The following is a 17,913-nucleotide window of genomic DNA, read 5'->3' as shown; positions in this document are numbered from 1 at the left end:
CTATATAATTTTGAATGAAGAATATACTGTTCCCTACCGATTTTTCCAAAAATTCTTGGAACGCTATTGAATATGCCATAAAGCTTTTTAAAGATGCCCCATGTAATTTTTACGTACTCCATGTTGATGCCCTAAGTCAATCCGGTGTGGACAGCAATTCCTTTATTATGCCTTCCAAAGCCGTGAATATGGCCCTTAGGGATAATCTGGCAGATACCTTTGCCCGCATCAAGACCATTACCACCAATAAAGAACATAACTTTATTGCCCTCCATGAATACGGAAATCTCATAGATATTATTCGCAAGACCGTAATGGACAAAAAGATAAATCTAATTGTCATGGGGACCAAAGGGGCTTCGGGTCTAAAAGAAACCATTTTGGGCAGTAATAGCGGCAATGTCATGACCAAAGTACCTTGTAATCTATTGGTGATTCCGGAAAAAGCGGTGCAGTGCATCCCCAAGGAAATTGCCTTTCCTACCGATTACAATATTTTCTATTCCCATTCTATTTTGGAGGCGATTTCAAAAATGCTCCGTATCACCAAAGCCAATCTCCGAGTTGTTAATGTCTCCAAGCCCAATGTTCAATTAAATGAAGCCCAAAATCAGAACATGGTCTATCTAAAGGACTATTTACTGGAGCTTTATGAAAAATCGCATAGTATCCACAACCTAAAACATGAAAAAGCAAAAAGTGCCATTGAGCAATTTGTGGTCAGCGAGAAAATAGATATGGTAATCATGGTGGCCAAGAACCTTAATTTTCTGCAACAACTGCTGTTCGACACCACCATTAAAAAGATTAGTTTTCAGACCAGCGTTCCTTTACTTGTCCTGCACGAATAAACGCTCTCCCCTATGTTGATATTGGGCTACTGATAAATGTCATAGGTTTTATATGTCCCTACCAATAACTTTGGTAGGTATACAAAAGAAAACCCATGAAAACAGTTTTGATTCCTACCGATTTTTCCAATAGTGCAATGCATGCAATAGATTATGCACTGAATCTTTACAAATGCGAACGCGCCAATTTCTACTTTTTACATGCTTATGCAGACGAGGTTTATGGCCCGTTCAAGACTAATGGGGAAACCTCTATTGAAGATCAAAAGAAAACTGTTAAGAATACTACGGATAAATCTTTAAAGGATCTTATCCAAAAACTTACCGCTAGGGAGAGTAATCCAAAACACACTTATGAAACGCTCTCGGCATTCGACACTTTGGTGGATGCAGTCAACGATTTTGTCAATCAAATAAATGTTGACCTAGTGATAATGGGTACAAAAGGGCAAACTGCCGACAAAAAACTTACCTTCGGCAGCCATACGGTACAGGTTTTCAAATACGTACAGTGCCCTGTGCTGGCAATACCTTTGGACTATAAATATCATCAGCCCAAAAAAATATTGTTTCCCACAGATTATATGCTGCCATATAAGCGTAGGGAATTGAAGTTGTTGAACACCTTGGCATCCGAATTTAAATCGGAAATCCATTGCCTTTATATTTCAGACTTCGAAGATTTAAGCAACAGGCAGATAGACAACCAACGTTTCCTTAAGGAATCTTTGGCAGAGGCCTTCCTGTTTTTTGAAAGACTTCCCACTAAGAATAAGGCGGAGGCCATAATGGATTACATCAAAAAGAATAACATAAACCTTTTAGTCATGGTAAACTCGCGCCATTCATTCTTGGAAGATATGCTATACAGATCAACCGTAGACGAAATTGGGCTACGATTAAAGCTGCCTTTTTTGGTGATGCAGAATCTACCCCGATAATTTAAAAAGAAGCAAGGATGAAAAAAATATTATTGCCCACCGATTTTTCCGCCAATGCCTGGAACGCTATCGTGTATACGGTGAATTATTTCCAAAATGAAAAATGTCTTTTCTATATACTTCACACCTATACCCCCACATTTTATAGGGTAGATTATATGATGGGCGGTCCGGTCAACAGTGCTATTCCCGACAAGGGGGTCGAGACGGCCCAGGCAGGTTTGGAAAAAACACTAAGGGATATAAGGAAGCAATATCCCAATAAGAACCATCAATTCAAGACCATTTCATCCTTTAATATTCTGACCGATGAAATTGAAGAGGTTACAGAACGGGAGGGCATAGACATCATTGCCATGGGAACCCAAGGGGCTACAGGAGCCAAGGAAATCTTTTTGGGAACCCAGACCGTCCATGTCATCAAAAAAGCCAGAATTCCGGTATTGGCCATTCCCAATGGTTATGCCTTTAAGGAAATTGATTCCATAGTTTTCCCAACAGATTACACCACGCCCTATGACCCCAAATCATTAGGCTTTCTGGCAGAAATATCCAAAGTGCATAAGGCTAAATTGATAGTACTGAATGTTAAGGAGGACTATGCTCTTGACGAGAAACAAAATGTCCATAAAAAAGCCCTAGGCATTTTCCTTGAAACCATGGACCATTGCTTTGAGCAGGTAAAGGGCGAATTAATGCCCAATGCCATACATGAATATGTGGAAAAACATAGAATTGGGCTTTTGGCAATAATGAATAGGAAGCATTCATTTTTGGAAAGATTGATTACAAAATCTACCTTAGACTCGATAGGGTACCACTCGAGGATTCCCTTTTTGGTAATACCGGATACTTGGAAAGACCTCCCTCAAAAAGCCAAAACATGAAAAAAATCCTGCTGCCTACCGATTTTTCCGATAATGCCTGGAATGCCATATTTACAGCATTAAAACTCTATGCCGATGTACAATGTAAGTTTCTCATTTTACATGCCTATGAACCAAAAGCCATGAACATGTTGGGGCAAAAAAGTCAACAGCGACTAGGCGTCGTTTATGACTCCTTGGCACAGAATTCAGCTAAGGAACTTGATAAGATTTTGTCCTACCTGAACCAAAACCACAACAACCCCAACCACAGTTTTGAAACTATTTCCAGATCCGATACTTTGGAAGGCTCGGTCAGGGAATTGGTATCTGTCAAAGATATAGATCTCGTTGTTATGGGTACTCAAGGGGCTACTGGTGCAAAGGAAGTCTTTATGGGCAGCAATACGGTGAAAATCTTAAAACAACTTAAAAATATTTCCATTTTAGTGGTTCCCAAGGACTTTAACTTCCAACAGCTAAAGACACTTGTCTTTCCAACGGATTATACCAGAAAGTATGAAAAGTTTGAACTATTGTCCATGATAGAACTTATAAAACTTTGGAACACAGCAATACAGGTGATACATGTGGCGGTAGAATTTATTCTCACCGATGTCCAGAAAGCGAACCTGAAAATTTTGGAACAACGGTTGGCCAGTTATAAATATTCCCTTCATGAACTTAGATTCGAATCCAATATTGCGGACGGTGTAGAGCAGTACGTAAACGAAACAAGGGCGGATCTACTTACCATGGTGAGATACCGGCATAGCTTTTGGGAGAGAATTATAGATGAGCCAGTTATTAAAAAAATAGCCTTCCATTCCATGGTGCCGGTCTTGTTTCTTCCAGGGCAATCATAGGAGGAGCTACTAAAAACCGTTCAACCATTTATAAAATTAGCCCCACATGATTCAGAATATTACTATTCAGAAAGGGCCTTAACATTTTTTAATCATCAAAGGCGACACACGACAGAACGAATCTTTCAAGCCGGTGTATCTCCTAAGAGCAATAAAAACAAACACATGAAAGCAAAACATATACTCCTACCTACAGATTTCTCTACCAACGCCCGCAATGCCATAGACTACGCCGTCTACCTTTTTGAAAAGGTGAAATGTGTTTTCTATGTTTTGCATGCCTTTGAAGTTGGGGCATCCAATCTTAGCAGTACTATGGGCAAGGCAAAGGACACCCGCCTATTTAGGGCAATAAAAGACGAATCCAAGAGAGACATAAAATCCCTAATAGACGAATTGGAATCCAAAAACAAAAATAGTAAGCACACCTTTAAGGGATTAAGTATTGCCGATTCCTTGGTTAATGCGATAGCAAGAACCACAATAGATGAAGGCATACAATACATTTTTATGGGAACCAAAGGTTCCTCTGCACTGAAAGAGGTATTTATGGGCAGTAACACGGTAAGGATTATACAGAAAATAGACTTCTGCCCTATCATTGCCGTTCCGGAAAATTATGATTTTGATCTTCCCGATGAAATAGCCTTTGCCACAAATTTTGAACATATTTATAGTGAGGTAGAATTAGTACCGCTAATAGGATTGGCAAAATTATGGGACTCCAAAATAAGCATTGTACATATTGATACGGGCAAGGAATTGCAACCCCATCAAAAAACTGCCAAAGATTCATTGCCCAAACGGTTCATTAGTCTAGAATACAATTTTAAAGAGGTTAAGGGACATAACAATATTTCAGGGGCAATAAATGGCTATACCCATGAAAATGAAAATATAGGAATGATCGCCATGGTAAATTATTGGCATAGTTTCTTTGAGAAGCTTACCAAAGAAAATGTTATTAAGCGGGTAGCTTTTAATACGGAAGTACCTTTTTTAATATTCCCCCTAATAGAACCCTAAATACCACTCCCATTTTGCGACTATTACAATCAACATGATATATGTCATTGGGAAACAATTAAGGAGGGCTTAATTTTAATTCATTGAAGCTTGCCAACAAAACCGAACAGTATTGAACCGATAAAACAACTTACATGAAAAATATATTGATCCCGACCGACTTCTCTGACAATGCCTGGAATGCCATTAAATATGGAACCGCATTGTACTCCAAAACCAGATGTACGTTTCATATTATACATATAAATCCTATTTCCTATAATTCGGGTGGTGAGGCAGCCATGTATGCTTCACCGGAACTTCTGGAGGAAAACATTCTTAAGGAGAGCAAAGAAAAATTGGAAGATTTGCTTAAAGAGATTGGACGTTTGCCCCTTAACACAAAACATACCTTTAATACAACAGCGCTATACGGATTTTTTACAGATCATATTAAGCAAGAAGTAAAGGATAAAAATATTGACCTGATCATAATGGGAACCAAAGGGGCCACCGGCCTTAAAGCCGTTTCCTTGGGAAGCAACACCGGCAATGTTCTTACCAAAGTACGATGTGCTGTTCTGGCCGTGCCCGAAGACGCCGAGTATAATAACCCCCGGGAAATTGGGTTTCCTACAGATTTCCAATTGAGCTATGATATAAAGGTCCTGAACCATATCAAGGAACTTGCAATAATGCACAACTCTGCACTGCGCTTCCTACATGTGTCCCAAAAAGGAAAGGACCTCAGCGATCTCCAGATGAAGAACAAGGAATTTTTAAAGAATTATTTTAGGGAAAACGAACATTCCTTCCATACCCTTACCGTAAAGAACTTGGATGATGCAGTACAAGCATTTGTAGAAAGTAGGGATCTGGATATGTTGGTCATGGTAGCCAAGAACCTAAACTTCTTGGAACGCATCCTATTTAAACCAGCGGTCGAAAAAATTAGCTACCATACCAAGATTCCATTTCTAATTGTTCACGAATAAGAATGTTGGATTTTAATTGCCGGGCGAATCCTTAGTACCGCCCTTTAAATATGTTGTTTAACAACATGTAGTATGTCGTTCTTTTGAAGCACGCCGGATTGTCGCCAAACCTGCTTTCCGTTTTTAAACAGCAACATGGTAGGTACCCCCCTAACTTGATAAGTACTGGCCAAGGATTGATTCTTGTCCACATCAATCTTTACAATTTTTAGGGCATTACCCATTTCTTCCTTGACCTGTTTTAAAATGGGCGCCAACATTTTACAAGGTCCGCACCAATCCGCGTGAAAATCTACCAGAACAGGGGTTTCAGAATTGATAATATTGTTAAAACTATCCTTCATAATTAAATTTTTGAAAAGTAAAATTACCTAAACAAAGAGAATATGGAACTGACCAATATCATGGTTTTCAAAATTCTTCTGCTTTAGTTTTACCATACTAATGTAATAAACACTATGAAAAGAATATTGCTTCCCACTGATTTTTCAGACAACTCCATTAAGGCCATTAGCTACGCCCTAAAAATCTTCAAAAATGCAAAATGTAAATTCTACCTTATGCATACCTATATGCCGCCAGTGTACAACGCGGAATACTTGGTTGGAAGTCCGGGACTCATAGGCTTGGGAGATGTAATGCAGGAAACATCCATGACCCAACTGGAAAAACTAAAAAGCCGTTTGGAAAAGGAATACAACAACCCTAATCACAGTATTGTTATTCACACCGCTTTCAACACCCTAGTGAACGAAGTTATGGAAACCGTTGAATCCGAAGGTATACATTTGGTAGTAATGGGCACCAAAGGGGCCACAGGGGCCGAGGAAATCCTCTTTGGGACAAATACGGTACATGTCATAAGAAAAGCCAATTGCCCTGTTCTAGTAGTACCCCCCAATTTTGAATACGAGAATCCATTGGAAATATTATTTCCAACAGACTATGAGATTGTATACAAACAGGAAAAATTAAGCCCCCTATTGGAAATAGCCAATGAGCATGGATCCCAAATAAATGTGTTACACGTATCCACAGGCTATGAACTTACCCCGGATCAAGAGAAGCAAAAGAAAGGCCTTGAAAAGATTTTGGGTAACAAGGCATTATTCCACGATGTTCCCAATAATGAAATTATAGACGCTATCAATGCCTTCCAGTCCAAAGAAAAAATCAACCTTCTGGTCATGGTTCAGAACAAACATACTTTTATGGAGCGACTTTTTATTGAACCTGTTATCAAAAAAATAGGTTTCCACGTTACTATACCTTTTATGGTAATTCCACAATTTTAATTAATAGATAATGAAGAATATACTAGTTGCCACCGATTTCTCCAATAATGCCTATTGTGCCCTATTCTACGCATCAAAACTTTTGGCATCGGAAAAATGTACTTTTTACATTCTAAACACCTATTCGGAACTTACCCTATCCCCTGGCAAAACACTCCCTATCCTTAATATTAAAAAACATCTAAAAGAATTGGAAGCGGATTCCAAGGAAAAATTAACGCATACCAAGCACAAAATAGTCTTGGACAATGAAAATCCGCTACATACCTTCAAGACCATATCCCAAAAAGGGGACTTGGTAAATATCATAGAACAAAAGATAGAGGAACTTAAGATCCATTTGGTAACTATGGGTAACAAAGGACTTACAGAAGCTACCGATGTATTCTTTGGGAGCAATACCATAAAGGTGGCCGATAATCTTAAATGCCCACTATTGGCCATTCCGGGCGAAATGGATTTCCACCCAATAAAGGAAATTGCATTTGTGACGGACTTGAGAAAGGATTGTGGCCAAAAAACAATAGATCAACTACTATACATGGCCTCTTTGTCCAAAGCGGCAATTAGGGTGGTACACGTTCAAGAACAACATATTCTGAACAAGACACAGGAAGAGAACAGAAAGAAATTGGAAGATGGTCTAAGAAATGTGGGCCATTCCTTTCAATGGATCAAGAATTTTGACGACAAAGCGAAGGTAATAGATGTTTTTTTAGAAAAACTGAAAGTGGATATGTTCGCCATGGTACATGAAAAACGCAATCTTTTTGAAAAACTTACCCGTGAACCAGTGGTAAAAGACCTAAGTATGTATTCCGATATTCCATTCCTAATTCTCCCGTCCCAAGAATGACCATTGTCATAGAAACTGTCGCAAAAGCCTATTATATTTAATAAAACTAAAGAAGCATAGTTATGGACAAAAGAATATTAATTCCTACCGATTTCTCCAAAAATGCGTTGAACGCCACACGCTATGCCTTGGACCTTTATGCAAAGCTTAACTGCGAATTCTATTTTTTAAACGTCTTCCGGTTGACCAATTACACTACAAATACTTTAATATTGCCAGAACCTGGCAGTTCAGAATACGAAGCTACCAAAGGGGCATCTGAGGAAGATTTTGCCAAGCTATTGGACATGTTGGAGCTTCACCATGACAACCCAAAACATAGTTATCATACAATTTCTTCCTTCAATTTTCTCTCAGAGGCTATGAAACAGACCATTGACAGCAAAGATATAGACCTTGTTGTAATGGGTACACAGGGAGCTACGGGCGCCAAAGGGGTTATTTTTGGAAGCAATACGGTAAATGCCATGGAAAAAATAAGGGAGTGCCCAGTAATGGCAATTCCTGATAATCTGCGGTTTTCCATTCCCAAGGAAATTGTATTTCCAACCAATTATAAATCCGCCTTTAGTCGCAAGGAATTGAATTATTTGATCGAGATTGCTATGATGCACAATACGTCCATACGCGTTGTACACTTTACGAAAAAAACTACACTGGACGAAGACCAAGAAAACCACAAACAACTCTTGGACGACATCCTCAAAGGCGTTGACCATAGCTTCCATACACTTACGGATAAGGACATCGCCCAGGGAATAACCACTTTTGTAGAGAGTAGGAACAGCGACATGATAGCGTTTATCAACAAAAAGCATTTTCTGTTCAATAGTATATTTTCTAGACCATTGGTGAAGGAAATTGGTTATGACGCCACCGTGCCTATTTTGGCCTTGAACGAATCTTAAAAACACTGTATTATGAAAAATATTGGAATATGGATGGATAGGGAAAAAGCCCATATCATCCGTTTGGATAACAAAGAAGAGAAATTGGAAACCATTTTTTCGGAGATGGAATTTTTTAATCGCAAGGGTACCTCTGGGCCCAGGGTAAAATCGGGTGCAACCCAAGATGTTACGCACGAACGTACCTATCTGGAAAGGGAGAAGGCACAAATGAAAACATATTTTAAAAAACTCGCAGATGCCATAGGCGATGCGGATGCCATAGCGCTTTTTGGCCCGGCAGATACCAATGAAAAGTTTAGAAAAGAACTGTTGGAACACCACAAAAGCCTGGCAGCAAGAGTAAAAGCCGTCACCAAAGCCGATAGCATGACCGAGAACCAGACCAAAGCCTTGGTTCGGGACTTTTTTGGCCAAAAAAAATAGTTGGTTATTTTTAATTGGGAGACCGCCGAAACAAATATTGTTCTGGCGGTCTTATTAAAATAAATTGCCCATGAACAGTCCCTTGGACTTTATTAACGACCCCGTTGTATTACGGATTGCAAAACTTTTATTATGGATACTCGCCATAATAATTTTCATTGGGTTTCTTCGGAGGGTCCTTAAAAAAAGAATAGACAACGTCTCAGTTAGATACAAGGCGCAAAAAGGAGTAGAGATTATTGGCTACGTACTAATTGCGCTATTGATCCTAATGGCATTTACGGTAGAAAGTATTAAGGACTATACCATTATTATAGGTCTGTTTACTGCTGGTATAACATTTACACTACAAGAATTGATCCTAAGTATTGCGGGATCCTTCTATATCTTTTTTGTAAAGGTCTATAAACCCGGGGACCGAATTGAAATTAACGGTATTAAAGGGGATGTCATTGATATAGATAGCATCTATACTACCCTAATGGAAATTGGGGAATGGGTCAGCAGTGACAATTATTCGGGTAGGATCGTAAAAATCAGCAACGCCTTTGTTTTTAAAGGTCCCATAAAGAACTATTCCATGGATTTCCCCTTTGTTTGGGATGAACTAAATATACTTATAACCTATGATTCCGATGTTACGTTGGCAAAAAAACTGGTCTTGGAAAAGGCTACGGATTTCCTTTCGGAATACACCAAGAATTCATTGGCAAAATGGGAGGAAATGGTGGAGCACTATTATATAGAAAATGCCAAAATTGCCCCTACCCTGGCCATTAGTCCAACGGATAATTGGATTGCGATAAACTTAAGGTATATCACGGATTATAAATTAAGACGTATTACAAAGCACGAATTGTTCGAGCAGATAGTACAGGCCCTTATGGCTACGGATGACAAAGTGAAACTTGCTTCTACCACCCTGCAACTTTTAAAAATACCAGAATTGGATATTAACCTAAAGCAATGATATGGAAAAGGAATTGGACATTGAAATTCTAAAATCCTCTGGGGAACGGGCCATATTTTCCATGGATAAACTGCGTAAATCCCTTAAACACAGTGGAGCCGACCATAATCTGGTAGAACAAATTGTTGGCAAGGTAAAGGATGAACTCTATGAGGGCATCTCCACCAATGAGATCTACAATAGGGCCTATGCCCTTCTAAAAAAGAACGAATCGGTCTTTGCCTCAAAATACAAACTAAAAAAAGCCATTTACGAATTGGGACCCACAGGCTTTCCCTTTGAACGTTTTGTGGCCGCCATCCTGGAATATTCGGGTTACAAAACCCGTGTAGATGAAATTATGAACGGTATCTGTGTAACCCATGAAATTGATGTTATTGCAGAAAAGAATGGAACGGTCACTGTTATAGAATGTAAGTTCCACTCGGAAGAAGGGCGCAACTGCAATGTTAAGATTCCCCTATACATCCATTCCAGATATAACGATGTAAAAGCACATTGGGCCACCAAGAAAACAGAAAATAGGGAACTGGATAAAGGATGGGTAGTAACCAACACCCGTTTTACCGGCGATGCCATAGCCTATGGTAAATGTGCAGGAATGTACCTATTGAGTTGGGACCTACCATTAAATGATGGACTTAAGGACCGTATTGATCGTTTGGGACTTTACCCCATCACCGTATCCACCCTGCTCAGTAATAGGGAAAAACAGTTTTTGTTGAGTAGGGATGTTGTGTTATGTAGGCAGCTTTGGAAAGATAAGTTCTTTTTGGACCATTTGGGAATGTCCAATTCCAGGAAAGAAAAGATCCTGAACGAAATTAAAAAACTTTGCAATCATTAGAACATGAATACTATAAAAATACATTTTCTGGGTGCTTCGGGTACCGTAACAGGCTCTAAATTCTATTTGGAAACGCCTGAATTGAATCTGATGATCGATTGTGGCATGTTCCAAGGACTAAAGGAACTACGACAACAAAACTGGAATCCCTTGCCCATAGATGTCTCTAAAATAGATTTGGTCCTATTGACCCACGGACATCTAGACCATACAGGCTACTTGCCCAGATTATTAAAGGAAGGCTTTAAGGGAAAAATTGTGGGAACAGCACCCACTTTGGCGGTTACTAGAATAATTCTTTTGGACAGTGCCAAGATACACGAAGAAGAAGCAGAGCAGGCCAATAAGGAAGGTTATAGTAAGCATGACCCCGCACTCCCTTTTTACACGATAAAAGACGCAGAGCGTACTATAGATCTGTTCCAATCCAAGGAAAAGGACCAATGGATTACCCTGTCAGAACATATTCGCTTCAAATACCGATATAACGGTCATATCATTGGAGCGACCTATATTGAACTGGAAATCTTCGGAAAACTATTCGTTTTTTCTGGAGACGTTGGTAGGTTACATGATGATCTATTGGAAGCCCCTGAACGTCCAAAATGGGCCGACTATCTTTTTGTGGAAAGCACCTATGGGAATAAATTACATCCTGAGGAAGACGTGGAAACAATACTTAGCAATCTCATAAAAACAACCATTCAGGAAAGGGGAAATCTGATCATCCCGTCCTTTGCCGTGGAGCGACTACAATCTTTAATGTACCTACTTTGGCGGTTGTATAAAAAAAATAAGATCCCCAATATCCCTGTATTTATAGATAGTCCTATGGGCAACAATGTGTTGTCTGTTTTTGAACAATTTCCACATTGGCACAAGCTTCCTATGAACGAGTACCGTGCCATGTGCAATCACTTCAATATTATAACCTCCTATGCCGACACTTGGAAGACTATCGATGATCCCAGATCTAAAATTGTGATCGCCGGAAGCGGCATGGTAACGGGAGGCAGGGTTCTTACCTATTTAAAACAGTTGATAGACATTCCATCAACATCGGTTTTATTAGTGGGTTTCCAAGCGGAAGGAACCCGCGGACGCCAACTATTGGAAGGGGCCTATGAAATAAAGCTGTTTGGAAAATATTATCCGGTTAAAGCAAAAATTCATCATTTGGAAAGTCTTTCTGCCCATGCCGATCAAAGCGAGTTGTTACATTGGATGGAGGAAATTGAAAATATTCCGGAAACAGTTTTCCTTATCCATGGGGAACCTACCTCCTTGGATGCCTTTAGAGTCAAGATCAGGGATGTTCATGGATGGAACGTACAAATCCCTAAACTCAACGACATACAAGAAATATTCATCTAAACCTGCGATGACGAATCTCATTGCGGAGGTTTTTAAAAGTTCTTAACTTTATCCAAGATCCAAAAAAAATGGAAAAGAAAAATACGGCCACAGATAACGGGGGGAAAGTTACCCTATTGCACTGGAAAATTCAGCAATGGAAATTGAGGTTTCAGTTAATGGATGAGGAAATTGTTTTTATAAAACGGCTATTGGATTCCAATGCCTTTAGGCCCAACATCCCTAACCTCTTTGAACGTTTACAGGATTACAAAACCCGTTTGAAGGATATCGAAAATAGAAATGCGGCCGTAAGAACCCAAATTTCATTGCACGAAAACAATTTAGGTACTGAGTTGGATATAGCGGACAGCGCCATTAGTGCGGACGACATTAAAAAAAATGATAGTCTTCAATTGGAGGTCGACGAATGTCAGGGGGCTTACCAAAATCTAAAAAGCGAAATTTTCAATTATACGGGGAGCATTCTTAATAACTGACCAACGTCATATTATTTCATTAGCACATCTGCTACCTTCGCAACTATTCCTGAAATTAAAAAATACTATTATTACAAAGGCTTATACCATGAAAAAAATATTAATTCTATTCGCAATACTACTAACGGGATGCTCTTCCACTAGTTTGGTTGAAAACTGGAAAAATCCGGACACTGTACTGTTCCATGCCAATAAAGTGTTGATAGTAGGAATGGCGTCTGACGAGGAAGCCAGGATGGATTTTGAAACGAACATGCAGAAAGAATTTAGCAAACGAAATGTTGAAGCCATGCGCAGCCTTGATGTTTTTGATGTTTCCTTTACCGATACCCGTAAGACCGAAAAAGAACTGGATGATGTGGAACAAAGTCTTCTGGATAAAGATTTTGATGCTATACTGTTTACCAAAGTTGTTGGTTCGGAGGATAAGGAAAGTTTTTTGAAATCCATTTCAAGGTGGAACAATTACCAAGGAAGATTTAATGACGATTATCTAAGTCACCAGGACATCTATTATGACCAAGGATATTATGATAAATTTACGGTATACCATGCCGAGACCACACTTTACTGTATTTGTGAAGGCAAGGAAAGGTCTATGATCTGGAGGGGAAGTATAGACATCTCAGACCCCAAGAACATACAAAAAACCATCAAAGATTATATAAAGCTTGTTATACTGGCCATGGAAGACCAAGATCTAATATTTATCAAAGAAGAAAAAAATGAAATTACTGGTCTATAGCGCTAAAGATTTTGAAATCCCTTTTTTAAATAGCGCCAATAACAACGGTCATAAAGTTACCTTTACAAAAGATGCCTTAAATGCAGAGACGGCCATCCAAGCTGTTGGCCATAAGGCGGTTTCCATATTTTCCGGAGATGATGCCTCCGCCCTAGTAGTGGAAAAGTTATCGGATTTGGGCGTTCTTTATATTAGCTTGCGTTCGGCCGGGTATAACAACGTGCATCTAAAAACAGCACATAAATTTGGGCTTAAGGTAGCCAATGTCCCAGAGTATTCCCCCTACTCCATTGCCGAACATGCCGTTGCCCAATTGCAGGCACTTAACCGGAAGATTATTTTGGCAGATAGGCAGGTACACTCCTATAATTTTCTACAAAACAATCTGATGGGCTTCGATTTGAACGGAAAGACCGTAGGCATTGTTGGAACTGGCAAAATTGGCAGTGTAATGGCAAAAATCATGCATGGTTTTGGTTGCAAAATATTGGCCCACGACCTTAAACCCGATTATAAACTTGTTCAATTATATGATCTTACCTACACTTCCTTGGACAAGCTTTGTGAACAATCGGATATAATTAGCCTTCACATTCCGCTCACCCAAGAGAACTACTATTTAATAGACAAACAAAAATTAGCCTTAATGAAACCGGAGGTTGTTTTGATAAATACTGCAAGAGGAGCCTTAGTGGAAACTAAAGAATTGATCAATGCTTTGGAAAAAAACGCAATTGGCGGCTACTGCACAGATGTTTATGAAAAGGAAATAGGCTCGTTCTTTAAGGATAATTCTATTGATGGAATCAAAGATGAGACCCTAATAAAATTATTATCCTTTTCCAATGTACTTCTTACACCCCACCAAGGTTTTATAACCAAAGAGGCGTTGACCAATATTGCCGAAGTTACTTATGAAAATCTAAATAGTTGGGAAGAAGGTAAACCATGCCAGAACGAACTGGGTCTTGAAATGATCAATTCATAACAACGGACTAAACACTTTTCCAAAACCTTCTTTTAGTTTTTCACCCCAAGGTCTTTTTATATGATCTTCGTAGACCAGCATTCTACTTGAATAGGCGTCCTTAAGAAAATCCTCCTTCAACAGCTGTGCAAAAGGGGCATCATAAACAATGGCATTTACTTCATAGTTCTGTTCAAAGCTCCTATCATCCAAATTGGCCGTGCCTATGGTAGCTATAGTATCATCACTAACAATGATTTTACTATGTAAAAATCCGTCAGGAAATAAATAGATCTTCACCCCGGATTTAAGAAGGGGCTCAAAATAAGACCGCACGCTACAACTTACTATTTTGTTGTCCGCATTCTCGGAAACCATCAAGCGTATGTCCACACCTCCCAAAGCGGCGGTCTGTAAGGCCTCCATTATAGCCTGTCCGGGAATTACATAGGGATTGGTAATAAACAGATAATTCTTCGCCTTATTTATAATTGTAAAGTAAGTCTGTTCCAAGGAAGGGAAATCATCATCCGGTCCCCCAGAGACGATCTGTACAAGTTTACCTTCATTTTTTTCAATAGCACCTTTATCAGTATCCAAGGGCAGCACAGAAATCGTCTTCTGACAAACCAAATACCAATCCATTGCAAAAACAAAATCCAAATGACTCGCTGAAGTACCCTTCAATCTTAGGTGCATATCGTGCCAATTGCCCAGTTCCACATCACCTTTTAAGTATTTATCAGATACGTTGATTCCCCCGGTAAATGCCACCTTGCCATCTACAACAATGATCTTTCTATGATTCCTATAGTTTAAGGAAGAAAAAAACCGCCCGAACTTGAACGGCAGAAAAGGATATACCTCTACACCTATAATTGTTAATTTTTTCAAATAGGCCTTACTTAATGAAAAGCTGCCAATACCGTCATAGATCATTCTAACCTCCACCCCTTCCGCAATTTTACGCTCAAAAAGTTGCAATAGCCTTTGCGTAAGTTCCCCTTCTTCAAAAATGTAGTATTGTAGATGTATACGGTATTGGGCGTTTTCCAAAGCTTCGAAAATAGATTCGAAGGTCGTTTTTCCATCTTTCAGCAGTTTGAGTTCATTATTGTCCGTTGGAGGGAAATGTGAATTCCGGTATACCAAGGTCATTAGTTTTTGGTGCCTCCCGCTCATGGAAGCCATGTGCTGCATTAGGGGTTCCGGCAAATTTAAAAAGGCCTTCTTTTTTAATTTCAGCAACTTATTTTTTCTTCGATTTCTTCCCAGAAGAAGATAAAGAAACATCCCACCTACCGGAATGGTAAAAATGGCCAGAAGCCAGGCCAAACTTTTTGAAGGTTTTGCGCCGTGCAAAAGGATACTTATGATAATGACTAAAGCAATAAGTAAATAAAGACTAAGAAAAATAGCATTCCACATGTTTCCTTTTTAGTTTGTTGACTGGGATAAGTGCAATGAACAAAGTTCGGGAATTGTTGTGTTTTAACTATGATAATTATCAGCTATTGATAGGATTGAACTATTTACAGCTATCCATTAAACAGTGAATGCTAAATATAAAACCCACAAAACAAGTTACTCATGTTCTGTGGGTTGTTTGTAGTCCGTATTATTTAGGCCATTACATCTCTGGAAACTGATTTTGTCCCAATCAACGGGCTTTTTGGATTTCCAGACCTACGAGTGTGCGAGCTTGCCCACAAGTGCAGCAGGGCCTTTAAAAAATTGTGCAATGGACTTCAAAAGTCCCATTGTTTTAAAGGGTACAAAATCAAACCGGAGAATAGCTTCGGGCGACTCCTCCCCTTCAATGGTTAGTCCGTTCACTATCTCGAAGTCCAGGAATTTAATTCCGTCCGCACGTTCTTGAAATCTATCACTATAGATTATCTTGCTCCCAGATTTGCCAAGATAAAATCTGAATGCACTGTAAGAACCTTTTTCCAAGCTAAGGACGCTTTTGGATTTTAGAAATAGGCCCGTATGCATACCTTTGATAGGTATGGAAGCCTGACCTGGGAAGTCCCCAATAAAATGCTCCTGTCCATGGGTATCTATAGCAGAAAACTTAGTAATGTTCAAATCCATTTCGGACACTTTCATATCCGTGGCATAGCTATTCCGCAAGACCAAATCCTTTATACATTTTCCATCTGAATCCAACAGATACCTATCGGAAAGCAGTGGTACCACTTGCCAAGTCTTGGGATAAAAATTCATTTTTTTCATAACGAAGTATTTAAAGAATACGCCTACAAATTTATAGACATACACTTCCTCATGAAACAGCAGGATTTTCCAATTTATATGCTATTTTAACTGCACATTGACAACAAATCTTAAAAAATGTCAACATTTAGCATAGTTGGGTTAATCCCAATCTAGAGCAGTGTATTAATTATTTGAGGTATTACAATATCCATGAAGTTGAATATTAAGTGATATTATTTGCAGAAGCGATCTAGGAATTGCCGCAAATGGGATAAAATTCTCTGTAAACCTAATTGGGAAAAACGATTGAATCTATCGTCAAAAAAAATGGGAATCCGGTTCTAATCCCCCCCCTAGGTACTTTAAAAGACCTCGATGCCCGATATCAACACAAGTAAGATAGTGTTTGGCCTTGCGCTATTAAAACTTTAATGCCACCTAAGCCGCCAATCTTCTAAAAGGTAATATTTACAAAGGGAAGAATGGGACTGGTATATACACTTTCATCTTCCTTGTACAATACATTGTATTTTGCCCCTACGGATATTTTTTCATTAATATTCCATCCTAAACCAACGAAGAGTGCAGAGTCCCAGTAATCATCGGTAACTTTTCCCGTGGGGGTCTCCGTTTTGGTATTTACCTTGAGTTGGGCGAATTCCAATAAGGTAGTCAATTGTCGGATCGGCCTATACTGGGTTATAATGTTGGCTCCAAAAGTGGTGGTATTCTGCAAATCCTTGATGGAGGTATAACTGCCCTGGATTCCACCGCCAAGACTCACTTTATTGCTTACATCATAAATCAAATTAGGAGATAGACTAATATTGGTACCTCCAACAAAGCTCAATCCAAACCCACAACCGAATTTTAATCTGTTTTCTGCTTTGGAGGTACTATCCACTACCGCGATATCTGTGGTCTGGCAAAATGCATTTTCACTGTATAGGAACACTACAACTACCGTGGCCACGGTCATAAAGAATCGGTTTATTTTCATATTGACTTTGTTAATGGGTGGTTATATTTTAGAGTTTTTTTAGCTTATTCAATATATGGCTTTTTTTTAACATTATTCAATATTTATTGTGCCAAGTACAACTTCAACTATCCTATGTGCGAGCAATGAAAATGGATCGGCATTGCTGCCGTACCTCCTTTGCCAGGATGTCATTGCCAACAATGGAATTAAATTGACCTGGGAAGGAACTGCCACAGTGGTAGAATTTACACATTATGACGTTGATGGCAATATTCTGAACAATGAAATCATTAGCCGGTAAAAATTAACTAACTTCAAAT

Annotated in this window: 21 protein-coding genes; 17 read left to right on the top strand and 4 right to left on the bottom strand. The window is 39.1% G+C overall.

The window, feature by feature from the left end; translation table 11 throughout:
- Positions 1–14: 14 nt before the first annotated feature.
- From KO529_RS15615 to KO529_RS15590, 6 genes are all read left to right on the top strand, one after another.
- Positions 15–851 carry a universal stress protein gene (locus KO529_RS15615; protein ID WP_215948799.1) on the top strand — a complete coding sequence of 279 codons (837 nt, stop codon included), beginning with the start codon at positions 15–17 and terminating at the stop codon, positions 849–851.
- 95 nt (positions 852–946) lie between these two features.
- The gene (locus KO529_RS15610) at positions 947–1,792 is read left to right on the top strand and encodes a universal stress protein (protein ID WP_215948798.1); all 846 of its coding nucleotides are present in this window, start codon (positions 947–949) and stop codon (positions 1,790–1,792) included.
- A gap of 17 nt (positions 1,793–1,809) precedes the next feature.
- Positions 1,810–2,679 carry a universal stress protein gene (locus KO529_RS15605; RefSeq protein WP_215948797.1) on the top strand — a complete coding sequence of 290 codons (870 nt, stop codon included), beginning with the start codon at positions 1,810–1,812 and terminating at the stop codon, positions 2,677–2,679.
- The gene (locus KO529_RS15600; protein ID WP_215948796.1) at positions 2,676–3,524 is read left to right on the top strand and encodes a universal stress protein; all 849 of its coding nucleotides are present in this window, start codon (positions 2,676–2,678) and stop codon (positions 3,522–3,524) included. The genes KO529_RS15605 and KO529_RS15600 overlap by 4 nt, the downstream gene beginning before the upstream one ends.
- Positions 3,525–3,689: 165 nt before the next feature.
- On the top strand, positions 3,690–4,550 hold the full coding sequence (locus KO529_RS15595) for a universal stress protein (RefSeq protein ID WP_215948795.1): 861 nt from the start codon (positions 3,690–3,692) through the stop codon (positions 4,548–4,550).
- 134 nt (positions 4,551–4,684) lie between these two features.
- Complete coding sequence (locus tag KO529_RS15590; RefSeq protein ID WP_215948794.1) at positions 4,685–5,524, top strand: universal stress protein; 840 nt, start codon at positions 4,685–4,687, stop codon at positions 5,522–5,524.
- A gap of 44 nt (positions 5,525–5,568) precedes the next feature.
- Here the strand turns inward: KO529_RS15590 and trxA are convergent, their stop codons facing one another.
- The gene (trxA, locus tag KO529_RS15585; RefSeq protein WP_215948793.1) at positions 5,569–5,868 is read right to left on the bottom strand and encodes a thioredoxin; all 300 of its coding nucleotides are present in this window, start codon (positions 5,866–5,868) and stop codon (positions 5,569–5,571) included.
- Between the two features lie 114 nt (positions 5,869–5,982).
- Here trxA and KO529_RS15580 point away from each other — a divergent pair, with 114 nt between their 5' ends.
- The 10 genes from KO529_RS15580 (at position 5,983) to KO529_RS15535 (ending at position 14,412) form a co-directional block, all read left to right on the top strand.
- On the top strand, positions 5,983–6,819 hold the full coding sequence (locus KO529_RS15580) for a universal stress protein (protein WP_215948792.1): 837 nt from the start codon (positions 5,983–5,985) through the stop codon (positions 6,817–6,819).
- Positions 6,820–6,829: 10 nt separating this feature from the next.
- The gene (locus KO529_RS15575) at positions 6,830–7,675 is read left to right on the top strand and encodes a universal stress protein (protein ID WP_215948791.1); all 846 of its coding nucleotides are present in this window, start codon (positions 6,830–6,832) and stop codon (positions 7,673–7,675) included.
- 62 nt (positions 7,676–7,737) lie between these two features.
- Entirely contained in the window at positions 7,738–8,583 is an 846-nt protein-coding gene (locus tag KO529_RS15570; RefSeq protein ID WP_215948790.1) for a universal stress protein, read from the top strand.
- Positions 8,584–8,595: 12 nt separating this feature from the next.
- Positions 8,596–9,009 (top strand): hypothetical protein, encoded by a 414-nt coding sequence (locus tag KO529_RS15565; protein ID WP_215948789.1) that lies wholly within the window; start codon positions 8,596–8,598, stop codon positions 9,007–9,009.
- Between the two features lie 70 nt (positions 9,010–9,079).
- The gene (locus KO529_RS15560; protein ID WP_215948788.1) at positions 9,080–9,979 is read left to right on the top strand and encodes a mechanosensitive ion channel family protein; all 900 of its coding nucleotides are present in this window, start codon (positions 9,080–9,082) and stop codon (positions 9,977–9,979) included.
- 1 nt (position 9,980) lies between these two features.
- Positions 9,981–10,826 (top strand): restriction endonuclease, encoded by an 846-nt coding sequence (locus KO529_RS15555; protein WP_215948787.1) that lies wholly within the window; start codon positions 9,981–9,983, stop codon positions 10,824–10,826.
- Between the two features lie 3 nt (positions 10,827–10,829).
- The gene (locus KO529_RS15550; protein WP_215948786.1) at positions 10,830–12,200 is read left to right on the top strand and encodes an MBL fold metallo-hydrolase RNA specificity domain-containing protein; all 1,371 of its coding nucleotides are present in this window, start codon (positions 10,830–10,832) and stop codon (positions 12,198–12,200) included.
- Between the two features lie 68 nt (positions 12,201–12,268).
- Positions 12,269–12,679, top strand: coding sequence for a hypothetical protein (locus KO529_RS15545; RefSeq protein ID WP_215948785.1), 411 nt, complete (start codon positions 12,269–12,271; stop codon positions 12,677–12,679).
- Between the two features lie 88 nt (positions 12,680–12,767).
- Positions 12,768–13,424 (top strand): hypothetical protein, encoded by a 657-nt coding sequence (locus KO529_RS15540; protein WP_215948784.1) that lies wholly within the window; start codon positions 12,768–12,770, stop codon positions 13,422–13,424.
- On the top strand, positions 13,405–14,412 hold the full coding sequence (locus KO529_RS15535) for a 2-hydroxyacid dehydrogenase (protein WP_215948783.1): 1,008 nt from the start codon (positions 13,405–13,407) through the stop codon (positions 14,410–14,412). Before KO529_RS15540 ends, KO529_RS15535 begins: the two co-directional genes overlap by 20 nt.
- Here KO529_RS15535 and cls read toward each other — a convergent pair.
- The 3 genes from cls to KO529_RS15520 all read right to left on the bottom strand — a co-directional run bounded on the left by cls (position 14,407) and on the right by KO529_RS15520 (position 17,611).
- Positions 14,407–15,819: a cardiolipin synthase gene (gene cls / locus KO529_RS15530; protein WP_215948782.1), complete on the bottom strand. Its 1,413-nt coding sequence runs from the start codon at positions 15,817–15,819 to the stop codon at positions 14,407–14,409. The genes KO529_RS15535 and cls overlap by 6 nt on opposite strands.
- Before the next feature lie 258 nt (positions 15,820–16,077).
- Positions 16,078–16,629 carry a hypothetical protein gene (locus KO529_RS15525; RefSeq protein ID WP_215948781.1) on the bottom strand — a complete coding sequence of 184 codons (552 nt, stop codon included), beginning with the start codon at positions 16,627–16,629 and terminating at the stop codon, positions 16,078–16,080.
- 436 nt (positions 16,630–17,065) lie between these two features.
- On the bottom strand, positions 17,066–17,611 hold the full coding sequence (locus KO529_RS15520; RefSeq protein ID WP_215948780.1) for a hypothetical protein: 546 nt from the start codon (positions 17,609–17,611) through the stop codon (positions 17,066–17,068).
- A gap of 88 nt (positions 17,612–17,699) precedes the next feature.
- Between KO529_RS15520 and KO529_RS15515 the strand changes: the two genes are divergently transcribed.
- On the top strand, positions 17,700–17,894 hold the full coding sequence (locus tag KO529_RS15515) for a hypothetical protein (protein ID WP_215948779.1): 195 nt from the start codon (positions 17,700–17,702) through the stop codon (positions 17,892–17,894).
- The last annotated feature ends 19 nt before the right edge of the window (positions 17,895–17,913 follow it).

The organism is Arenibacter algicola, assembly GCF_018860365.1.
Classification (GTDB): domain Bacteria; phylum Bacteroidota; class Bacteroidia; order Flavobacteriales; family Flavobacteriaceae; genus Arenibacter; species Arenibacter algicola_B.
The sequence above is the reverse complement of the archived record's forward strand: the minus strand, read 5'-3'. Positions and strand labels throughout refer to the sequence as shown.